The sequence below is a fragment of the Sphingopyxis granuli NBRC 100800 genome, from assembly GCF_001591045.1.
Taxonomy (GTDB): domain Bacteria; phylum Pseudomonadota; class Alphaproteobacteria; order Sphingomonadales; family Sphingomonadaceae; genus Sphingopyxis; species Sphingopyxis granuli.
Window position 1 is genome coordinate 1 of record NZ_BCUA01000026.1, and the last position, 3666, is coordinate 3666.

Annotated in this window: 4 protein-coding genes; 1 reads left to right on the top strand and 3 read right to left on the bottom strand. The window is 68.0% G+C overall.

Annotated elements, in window-relative coordinates; translation table 11 throughout:
- Window positions 1-127: 127 nt before the first annotated feature.
- Genes SGR02S_RS08370 through alr form a run of 3 tightly spaced genes read right to left on the bottom strand, consistent with a single transcriptional unit; the run spans window position 128 to window position 2885 of the window.
- Complete coding sequence (locus SGR02S_RS08370; protein WP_067107944.1) at window positions 128-472, bottom strand: RidA family protein; 345 nt, start codon at window positions 470-472, stop codon at window positions 128-130.
- 29 nt (window positions 473-501) lie between these two features.
- Window positions 502-1749 (bottom strand): D-amino acid dehydrogenase, encoded by a 1248-nt coding sequence (locus tag SGR02S_RS08375; RefSeq protein WP_067107947.1) that lies wholly within the window; start codon window positions 1747-1749, stop codon window positions 502-504.
- On the bottom strand, window positions 1746-2885 hold the full coding sequence (alr, locus tag SGR02S_RS08380; protein ID WP_067107950.1) for an alanine racemase: 1140 nt from the start codon (window positions 2883-2885) through the stop codon (window positions 1746-1748). Before alr ends, SGR02S_RS08375 begins: the two co-directional genes overlap by 4 nt.
- A gap of 126 nt (window positions 2886-3011) precedes the next feature.
- On the opposite strand from alr, the gene SGR02S_RS08385 reads away from it, so the two are divergent.
- Window positions 3012-3476: an Lrp/AsnC family transcriptional regulator gene (locus SGR02S_RS08385; RefSeq protein WP_067107952.1), complete on the top strand. Its 465-nt coding sequence runs from the start codon at window positions 3012-3014 to the stop codon at window positions 3474-3476.
- Window positions 3477-3666: the final 190 nt, after the last annotated feature.

Below are 3666 nucleotides of genomic sequence, written 5' to 3' on the forward strand. Positions count from 1 at the left end.
GGCTTTCGCCGGGGAACTGCTATTTGTCGAAAAGGGATAATGGCCGACTTGTTTCAGGGTCCAAGGTCCGCCCGCACCTGGAAGGGTCCGACCATGGATGCTGAAACGATATCGGCATTGGTGTCGGTCAGGCCGCGGCGACGACGATGATCTCGACCTTGTATTCAGGCGTAGCCAGCTTCGCTTCGCCGGTGGCGCGCGCGGGGGCGTCCTTGCCGTCGACCCATTCGTCCCACACCGCGTTCATTTCCGCGAAGTCGGCCATGTCGGCGAGCCAGATCGTCGCCGAGAGGATCTTCGACTTGTCCGAGCCGGCGGCGGCGAGCAGCGTCTCGATCGCGGCGAGCACGGCGCGCGTCTGGGCGGTGACGCTTTCGCCCGGCGCCCCGACCTGACCCGACAGATAGATGGTCCCGTTGTGGACGACCGCCTGGCTCATGCGCCGCCCGGACTCGATACGGTTGATGGTCATGCTGTTTCCTTTCGATGCTGTTGCAGGGATCATGGACGGCCGTAGCGCGCGAGCGACAGGTCGGCGGTTTCGATGTCGGGCTGCCGGCCGCCGATCAGGTCGGCGATCACGCGCGCCGATCCGCACGCCATCGTCCAGCCCAGCGTGCCGTGGCCGGTGTTGAGGAACAGGTTGGGATAGCGGGTCGGGCCGACGACCGGCGTGCCGTCGGGCGTCATCGGACGCAGGCCCGACCAGTAGGTGAGGGCGTCGATGGCGCCGCCGCCCGGGAACAGGTCGGTCAGCGAATGGAGCAATGTCTCGCGCCGCCGCTCGGGCAGGGCGTTGTTGTACCCCGAAATCTCCGCCATGCCGCCGACGCGGATGCGGTCGCCGAGGCGGGTGATCGCGATCTTGTAGCTTTCGTCCATCAGCGTCGAAAGCGGCGCGTGCGCGGCGTCGGCGACGGGCACGGTGATCGAGTAGCCCTTGACCGGATAGACGGGCAGGGTCAGCCCCAGCGGGCGCAGCATCTGCGGCGAAAAGCTGCCGAGCGCGACGACATAGGCGTCCGCCGTCACCAGCCCCCGGTCGGTTTCGACCCCGACATCGGGCCGCAGCGCCTGAATCCGGGTCCCGTAGCGGAAGGTGACGCCGCGTGCCTCCGCCATGCGGGCGAGCGCGGCGGTGAATTTGAAGCAGTCGCCGGTTTCGTCGCCGGGCAGCCGCAGCCCGCCCACCACCTTGTCGCGCGCCGCGCCCAGCCCGGGCTCGACCGCCACGCAGCCGTCGCGGTCGAGCACCTCGAACGGGACGCCGCTCGCGCGCAGCACCGCAATGTCCTTTGCCATGCCGTCGAGCTGTTTCTGGGTGCGGAACAACTGCAGGGTGCCGCCGGTGCCTTCGTCATAGGCGATGCCGGTCGTCTCGCGCAGCGCGACGAGGCAGTCCTTGCTGTATTCGGCGAGGCGGACCATTCGCGCCTTATTCACATGATAGCGCGCGCTGGTACAGTTGCGCAGCATCGCCAGCAGCCACCGCAGCATCGCGCCGTCGATCTGCGGCCGCAGGATCAGCGGCGCGTGCCGCATCATCAGCCAGCGGATCGCCTTCATCGGGATGCCGGGTGCGGCCCACGGGGCGGAATAGCCGGGCGAGACCTCGCCCGCGTTGGCGAAGCTGGTTTCGAGCGCCGGGCCGGCCTGGCGGTCGAGCACCACCACCTCGTGCCCCGCTTCGGCCAGATACCAGGCGGTGGTGACGCCGATCACCCCGCTGCCAAGAACCGCGATCTTCATGCCGGCCTCCCTGAATTGACCCCCGCGAAGGGGCGATAGTGCCGGTCGTAACGATGGCCGAGCGACGTCAGTATCTCGTAGGAAATGGTCCCCGCATCGCGCGCGAGGACGTCGACCGGCTGGTGCGGGCCGATGATCTCGACCCAGTCGCCTTCCTCCGGCTGCCCGGCGGGCAGGTCGCTGACGTCGAGCGTGATGCTGTCCATCGACACGCGCCCGAGGATCGGCAACCGCCGGCCGTCGAACCAGGCGGCGCCGCGATTGCCGAGCGTGCGCGGCAGACCGTCCGCATAGCCGACGCCGATCGTCGCGATGCGCGTCGGCCGGGTGCAGCGATGGGTGAGGTCGTATCCGACCCCGGTGCCTTCGGGGACGGTGCGGACCTGCACGACCCGCGCGTCGAGCCGGACGACGGGTTCGAGCGCGTCGGCCGGGTCGCCGCTGGGCGATCCGCCGTAGAGCGCGATCCCCGCCCGCACGACGTCCTTGTGATAGGGGGCCGCCAGAAAGGCGCCGCCCGAATTGGCGAGCGACCGGGGAACGCCGGGAAAGGCGGCCGCCAGCCGGTCGAACGCGGCGATCTGCATCGCGTTGGCCTCGCTGTCGGGGGTGCCCGACGAGGCGAGGTGGCTCATCACCAGCCGCAGGTCGACCGCCTGGCGGAAGCGATCGTCATGCGCGAGCCGGACGCCGTCTTCGGGGGCGAGCCCGAGCCGCGACATGCCGCTGTCGAGTTGCAGGACGGCGGGAAGCCGTCGATCGCGCGCGCGCGCGGTCTCGGCCCAGCGCTCCGCCTGACCGAGCGAATTGAGGACGGGAACGATCCCGTGCCGCGCGCATAGCGGCTCGACGCCCGGCGGCAGGCCGTTGAGGACGATGAGTTCGGCCTGCGGCGGAAGTTCGTCGCGGATCGCCAGCGCCTCGTCGAGATGCGCGACGAAGAAGCGGCAACAGCCGGCATCCCACAGCGCCGACGCCACCGGACCGCTGCCGAGGCCATAGGCATCGGCCTTCACCACCGCCGCAGCCGTAGCGGGGGCGACGCGCGCGGCGATGGCCGCATAGTTGCGGGCCAGCGCCGACAGGTCGATCTGCAACCGACCGCAGTGGGCCGTGGGCGCGCGATTATCTGGCAAAGACGATCCCCTTCCGGAAAAAAGAATATCAGAATAATGTTGGATTTTGGATGCGAATTACGCTTGATTATTCTGTTTTAGCGGTTTTGGTTGAATTAAGTTTCATCCTCGTGCGATAGGGTTCGAATGGACGCCATCGACCGCAACATCGTCCGGCTGCTGCGCATGAACGGGCGCATGCCGAATCGCGAGCTGGCGGCCGAGGTCGGACTTTCCCCTTCGGCCTGCCTGCGCCGGGTCGGCAACCTGGAAGCGAGCGGCGTGATCCGCGGCTATACGGCGATCGTCGCGCCCACGGAACGGGACGGGCTGATCGTCATCATCCGCATCACGCTGGAGCGGCAGACCGAGGCCTATCTCAACCGGTTCGAGGAAGCCGTCCGCCAGCACCCGGAAATCGAGGAATGTTTCCTGATGACGGGCGATCCCGATTACATCCTGCGGATCACCGCCGCCGACGCCGCGGCCTATGAGGAAATCCACAAGACGATCCTGTCGCGCCTTCCCGGCGTCGAGCGCATCCATTCGAGCATCGCGGTGCGCAGCGTTCCGAAGCATGCGGGCGTGCGGCCGAAGGGTGCGTATCGCTGACGCCGCGGCGCGATTCCGCCGTGCGCGCTCCGACTTGCCCGGCGCCTGAGGTCCGCATCCCCTATCCATAATGAAGCGCTGCGAAATTTCTCGCGCGCCATCGCGCGGGCGTGATCCGAAATCCCCCCATCGTGCGCATAGAAATATGGGATTCGATGGCGGCCGTCGCGTCGGAAGAGGGGGGATCGGA

What these genes read in the sequence shown, in the direction of transcription:
- SGR02S_RS08370 (WP_067107944.1), bottom strand. Translation starts at nt 472, where the DNA reads ATGACCATCAACCGTATCGAGTCCGGGCGGCGCATGAGCCAGGCGGTC.
- SGR02S_RS08385 (WP_067107952.1), top strand. Translation starts at nt 3,012, where the DNA reads ATGGACGCCATCGACCGCAACATCGTCCGGCTGCTGCGCATGAACGGG.
- SGR02S_RS08375 (WP_067107947.1), bottom strand. Translation starts at nt 1,749, where the DNA reads ATGAAGATCGCGGTTCTTGGCAGCGGGGTGATCGGCGTCACCACCGCC.